Raw genomic sequence first — 5,846 nt, forward strand, 5'->3', positions numbered from 1 at the left:
TAATTGAGGGAATGAATACCAAAATAAAGCTTATTAAAAGAATGAGTTATGGATTTACCAATTTTCAACATCTTCGACTTAAGCTGTTTGCTTGCTTTAATTCATAACAAAAATTAACACACGAAAACCAGAAGAGCCACCATTTTTTGAGGAAGAGTTCCGATGAAAGCCCGGTTTCAATCATTTGTCTGAATGGCGGTTGCTGTGACAAACGACCTACTAATCAATAATTTTTTTGACTTCATCTTTCACATCTTCGATAGTGTGACGAACTTTTGCCTCTGCCTGTTTTTCCTTGCCCTCTGCTTGAGCTTTGGGATCGCCAGTCAGATCTCCTACTGCTTCTTGAACTTTACCTTCGATATTTTTGGCGGTTGCCTCGGCTCTATCTTTTAAGCTCATGATGCTCTCCTTATTGAATTTGTTGGAGTTGAGAACTGCTTACCTAAGTTGAGCTAACAATTCTGCTTCTGGTATTACTGTAACGGGTGGTTGTTTGATTTACTGTATGAATTGATTGAGTCTGTATGAATTGCTTGAATACGAGACAAAATGTAACGGGCGATGCACGAGTTAAATTCCATCGACTTTACCCGTCAGACGCTCATCAAACTTCTGCTCATAATCGGGGTCTTGAGTTCCGAGGAGTTTGTCCCAGAACGTGAAATATAGACCGTAATGTACGGTGTACTTGCGATGATGAATGGAATGATGGGCAGGACCAATAAACCACCGACCCAACCAATGATGGGGAAATGAGGAGGGCAAGCGATCGATCCCAAGATGATTTAACACTGCCCAGATCGTCATCGTGGTGAGTGCCGCAATTAACGTGATGAAATGCAGGGGAAGGACAAAGACAATGCCGACCAGGAAGAGAGACTGAACGATCGCCTCTAGTGGGTCAAAGGCAAACGAAGTCCACGGGGTAGGATAGCGCGAGCGATGATGCCCCTGGTGTAACCACCGAAAGAGTGACGGGTGGTGAAACAAGCGATGGGTGAAATAGAAATAGGCATCCTGGAGAACCAACACAGCACCATAACTAACCCCTAAATAACACAGCCCATACTGTTGAGGGTGGCTGTATAAGCGGGTAATACCCCAACTGTATCCTGTCATGATGAAAGCCGCCGCCAGCGCAAACACCCCCGCCGAAAGAACCGAGAGCGTGATATCTTGTTGAATCGATCGCCAAGAGGGAGACCAATGCCGCAGGTTGTGATTGACAAAGGACTGACTCAAGGGCGAATAGAAGAACAAATAGGTTCCCCCAGCCACGAGAAAGTATCGCGCCAGGATGATCCCAAAGAAAGCGAACCCGTAAAATCCAAATGAGTGGTCTATCAATTTAATCTCCTTGCCATTCCCGATCTTCCAAGTCCTTTTGAGGTAACAGCAACGTGGCTTCAATTTCTTGCCGGATTGCGGCTGTTATTTCGCAGTTACTATTCAAACAATCGATCAGGAGTTGATTGGCCTCATAGTAGCGTTGGAGCAGCTGCTGTTGCTCAGTCGTAAACTGCCAGGGATGATGAATATTGCGATAATTGGCGATCGCACCCCGCAACTGTTCCACCCAGGCAGAATAGTTTTTCTGCCACCAGTGCTGAAGCCGTTCCAGGTTTTGACTCGGAGGTGGCAGTTGGTCTCTCAATTGTTGCAAAGACTTATAAAATCCAGCATCCAGAACCATCACCAGAATGTTGTTGAGTGCCTCGCTACAAGCATTGACATAGGCAAAATCCTGACTGTGGTCGATGGCAAACTCTACCAGCAAGTTCTCCAACGCCGCATCTAAAAACATCCCCTGATCGAGCGTGCTGGCTAAGGCAAAGCGATCTGCCGTATGCGGGCTTTGGGCAAGGGCAAGGTAAAATGCGCGTGCGGTCGCCACTTTGGTTTCGTCTGGAAGCTGCTGGGATTTTTGGCTGGCCCAACTCAAAAACTCTTGCAGATAGGAGTCTTGCGCGACTAAGGCATCAATTTGTTGCTTCATCAACTGCACCAGCGCATCTGCACTTCGCAACATGGCAGCCGTTAACAAGAAGACTTCGCGCCAGTGGGAATCGGTGATGTGACTCACCAACCCTCCCAGTGCTTGTTCTAATGCCTGCAAATTATGGCTGGCAACTATTTTTCGAGCCGTGAAGTATTCTTGAAATGCCAGATAAGAAAATGAAAAAATGCCTCGCGCCCTTTCTGTGAGGATTCCATGCTGTGCCTCGATCGCTTTCAGCATGGCTTCGCTTTCGAGTTGGAGTTCCTCTGCTTCGAGGGTTGCACCTGGCAAATTCCGCAAATAGTCGCCAATGTATTGCTCAATCGTGCGTTGCTCAAAAAAATACTGCCCCTGTTCAAAAGTCACTGCTGCAAGCTGGCTCAACAGCCTCAATTTTTGGGGCAATAAAAACCCCCGGTAAACCTGATCGCGTTCGACTCCTCTCGCTTCATCCCATTTACCCAGCAGCAAATCCAGCCCTTGTTTATAAAACTCAGCCCGCTTGCTCGGAAATTTCCCTTGACCCTGAAACACCCAGCAGGCGAGATGCAGAAACAGAGGTGTCACCACCAGTTGCCGAAATTGCCAGTTTTCCGGCAAGTCCAACTTCTGCATAAACTGAGCCGACTGCTCCTGCCCCGCGTGAGCAGTCGTTTTGCTCAGTGCCACAAACCACTTTTGCGCGAAGGTGCTGATTTGTGCCTGGGTAAAGGGGGCAATTTCTACATCAGTGAAACCTCGAATCTGGAGTTTTTGGGCAGCGGTGCGACAGGTTACTACAAATCGATTGCGATGATACTTTTCTGAGAATTGGCGAATTTCTCTCAGAACTGCTGTAATGTCCTGGTTGAGAACTTCATCCATGCCATCGAGCAACAGCAGGACTCTGCCCGCTTGCAGTAAGGTTTCCAGCACAGACGGGTTGGAAATTCCCGAGGTGAGCAATGCCTGACGGATGTAGTTGAACAGGCTAAATTCACCCCTGGGACTGGACTCCTCGGCAAATTCTCTCAATAAGATAAAAATCGGCACTTGATTCGCGGCAAACTCGCCTTGGTTGCACTGAATCGCCAGATGTTGCAAAAAGGTAGTTTTGCCAACCCCCGGCCTGCCCAAAACTCTGAGCTTTGAGTAAGTTTCAACAGCCTGCATTCCGGGTATTTGCTTCTGCTCAACCTCTCCCAAACCGACGCGATCGAATTCAGCGGGACCCAAGTTTTGCCAATCGGCAATCTCCACCCACTGTTGACTGGCAATTTCCGCCAAAATATTGACATCCACATAGATGTCATCAATGTTGACTGGATGGCTGATGTCTAGTAACTGCAAGATGCCGCACTGGTTTTGGATGGTGTCCAGGCGTTGCGCTCGCACCTCTTGCACCAGAGCATCAATATTAGTTTTCGCCAGTTCTCCTGGTTCAGGAAATTCTGCGGGCGGAGCGAGGGTAATCTCCCGCCAATCCAAATCCAGAATCGAACAAATTTCCAGGAAAACCTGGCGATCGACGGGTTTTCCTGTGAAAAACCGCCAAATCGGCTGGCGGGTCTTTAAGTTCACTTCCCCTGCTAGATTTTCCTGAGTCCACCCCGTGAGCGCAAAGGCTCGTTTAGCCTGTTTAATTCCCGAAGGGGAGGCCTGGAGCGATCTCTTGACCATACAATCCAATCCTCCCTATCGAGTCAGAATGAGTTCTGGTTGGGACGACCAGAAACTTCTAAGGGATCGTAGCCTAGTTGTTGAGTAATCCGTTCTCTGGCTAAGGCCCGGTACTCCCAAAAATGTTCTCCCGCCGCGCACAGACCTAAATAGAGATTGAGAACTTGGGGCTTTTTTTGCCAAATCGTCCATAATTGCCGCCAAAACTGTCCCCGAATGTTCCCTCGGCGGATACCCTGATGCCAGATTAACTGGGTAATCAGCCGTAACCCCTTCCCCACGGGAAATTGCATGGTTTGCTTGTGTTTTGACTGCAAACCCAGACCGAGACATTGTTGGAAACAGCGTCGGAGATAGTGGCTGGGTTCGTACAGCGTCCAGAAGCCTTCGACATACTCTCTGGCAATTTCGGCAATCGGGCGGGTGGGGATAAAATTCATCAAGCTATTCTGATCTCCCGTCGGATGGATGCTGTCACCCTCAACTAAACGCTGTTCCCGTTTGAGACGATGCCAAAGAGCCGTATTCGGCAAAGATTGGAGGATGCCTAACATGGGCTGAGGAATACTGGTTTCTTCCACAAAGGCTTGAATCCTTTCCCCCGCACCAGAGCGCTCTCCATCAAACCCCAAGATAAATCCAGCATAGATTAGCAAACCGGCTGCATTAATCTTGCGACAGGCTTCCACCAGTGGATTGCGAGTATTTTGCAGTTTGCGCGTCACTTGCAGACTATCTTGGTCAGGAGTTTCAATCCCCAGAAAGACAGAATAAAACCCCGCCTCAGCCATCAGGTGCAGTAATTCATCATCTTCCGCCAAATTGACCGAGGCTTCAGTAATAAAGGTGAAGGGATAGTCGTGCTGCTTCATCCAGGGAATCAAGTCTCTGAGAAAGCGTTTGACGTTGCGCTGATTGCCAATAAAGTTGTCATCGACGATGAACAACGAACCGCGCCAGCCTAGGTCGTAGAGAGTCTGCAACTCTGCTAAAATCTGACTCGGCTCTTTAGTACGAGGTTTGCGCCCGTAGAGGGAAATAATGTCGCAAAATTCGCAGTTAAAAGGACAGCCGCGAGAGAATTGCACTGCCATCATTAAGTAATCGTCTCGCTGAAGCAGGTCGAAGCGGGGGATGGGGCTGAGGGTCACGTCTGGCTTGTCCCCAGAGCGGAAAATTCCCTGGCTTTGACCTTGAGCGATCGCCTCCAAAAACAGGGGAACGGTTAACTCTCCCTCATCCAAAATGAGATAGTTCGCTCCAGAATCCAGGGCATCCTGGGGGACAGAGGTGGGGTAGGGACCGCCAACGGCGACTTTTTTGCCTAACTGCACGGCTTTTTGAATCAGAGCTTGAAAATCTGGCTTCTGGACCAACATGGCAGAGAGGATAACCAACTCACACCACTCCCAATCGGCTTCTGTTTCAGGATTGACGTTGCGATCATAAAATCGAATCTCCCAGTTTTGGGGGAGGAGGGCGGCGACAGTAATGATGCCGAGGGGTGGAATGGTGGCTTTCAGTCCCGCGATTTCCATAAAGCGATCGTAAGACCAGAAAGACTGGGGAAACTCAGGGTAGAGTAACAGGGCTTTCATCGAAAAACTGGGTCTGAAACCCCGCCCTTTAGCGATAGCGGAGGGCGGCTTTACATAAGTTAGTGAGAAACAATTAAACCGTTAGAACGACGAATTAACTGAATCTTACTAACAGTTATCTGTCCCAATCGTTGACCATTGGCATCGCTTACAGATAGCTGTTTTTGGGTATCTCCACTAACATAACCAATTCCTTTGGGAGAAGAAATTAAATCTCCTTTACGGAACCCATGTCTTGTGGTAGAGCCACCATATTTACGTCGTTTACCACCTTACAACTATGTCTGCTTCTTCATTGGAGGGGAATATACCGATGATCGAGTGAATATTTGTCATGAATTTCCTGTTTTTAGTACATAATTAGATTATATCCAACATTCCGCAGGTCAGATTCCACTTCATAAATATCCCTCTTTGGGAGTATCTCATTTATGCAAGTGAGTAATTAGGGTTTGCGGCAAAAAGTTTTTCTTGGGGGCAGGGTGTGGGGTGTGGGGTGTGGGGTGTAGGGTTTTACCGATTTTGAAGGGGTCAATTACCTAATTTTCAGGGAAAAAGTCCCTGAATTTTCCCCCCGATCACTCCCA

5 protein-coding genes and 1 pseudogene are annotated in these 5,846 nt (G+C 48.2%); 1 reads left to right on the forward strand and 5 read right to left on the reverse strand.

Going from position 1 to position 5,846, the window contains the following annotated elements; all coding sequences use genetic code 11:
• The coding region (locus tag IM485_RS08365) for a transposase (RefSeq protein ID WP_287638279.1) at window positions 1–107 on the forward strand (107 nt) is incomplete at its 5' end.
• Window positions 108–219: 112 nt separating this feature from the next.
• Here the strand turns inward: IM485_RS08365 and IM485_RS08370 are convergent.
• The 5 genes and pseudogenes from IM485_RS08370 to IM485_RS22680 all read right to left on the reverse strand — a co-directional run.
• Window positions 220–402: a CsbD family protein gene (locus tag IM485_RS08370; protein WP_002763229.1), complete on the reverse strand. Its 183-nt coding sequence runs from the start codon at window positions 400–402 to the stop codon at window positions 220–222.
• A gap of 171 nt (window positions 403–573) precedes the next feature.
• The gene (locus IM485_RS08375; RefSeq protein WP_043998932.1) at window positions 574–1,350 is read right to left on the reverse strand and encodes a sterol desaturase family protein; all 777 of its coding nucleotides are present in this window, start codon (window positions 1,348–1,350) and stop codon (window positions 574–576) included.
• A gap of 1 nt (window position 1,351) precedes the next feature.
• On the reverse strand, window positions 1,352–3,661 hold the full coding sequence (locus IM485_RS08380; protein WP_287742417.1) for an NACHT domain-containing protein: 2,310 nt from the start codon (window positions 3,659–3,661) through the stop codon (window positions 1,352–1,354).
• A gap of 23 nt (window positions 3,662–3,684) precedes the next feature.
• The gene (locus tag IM485_RS08385; protein WP_287742419.1) at window positions 3,685–5,259 is read right to left on the reverse strand and encodes a B12-binding domain-containing radical SAM protein; all 1,575 of its coding nucleotides are present in this window, start codon (window positions 5,257–5,259) and stop codon (window positions 3,685–3,687) included.
• Window positions 5,260–5,318: 59 nt separating this feature from the next.
• Window positions 5,319–5,531 (reverse strand): annotated as a pseudogene (locus IM485_RS22680) (hypothetical protein); the annotation flags it as partial.
• Window positions 5,532–5,846 lie beyond the last annotated feature (315 nt).

The organism is Microcystis sp. M169S2, assembly GCF_020245865.1.
GTDB classification, from domain to species: Bacteria; Cyanobacteriota; Cyanobacteriia; order Cyanobacteriales; family Microcystaceae; genus Microcystis; species Microcystis ichthyoblabe_A.

Excerpts from the sequence above, each read along its gene's own strand:
- IM485_RS08370 (WP_002763229.1), bottom strand. The coding sequence starts at position 402 with ATGAGCTTAAAAGATAGAGCCGAGGCAACCGCCAAAAATATCGAAGGT.
- IM485_RS08380 (WP_287742417.1), bottom strand. The coding sequence starts at position 3,661 with ATGGTCAAGAGATCGCTCCAGGCCTCCCCTTCGGGAATTAAACAGGCT.
- IM485_RS08385 (WP_287742419.1), bottom strand. The coding sequence starts at position 5,259 with ATGAAAGCCCTGTTACTCTACCCTGAGTTTCCCCAGTCTTTCTGGTCT.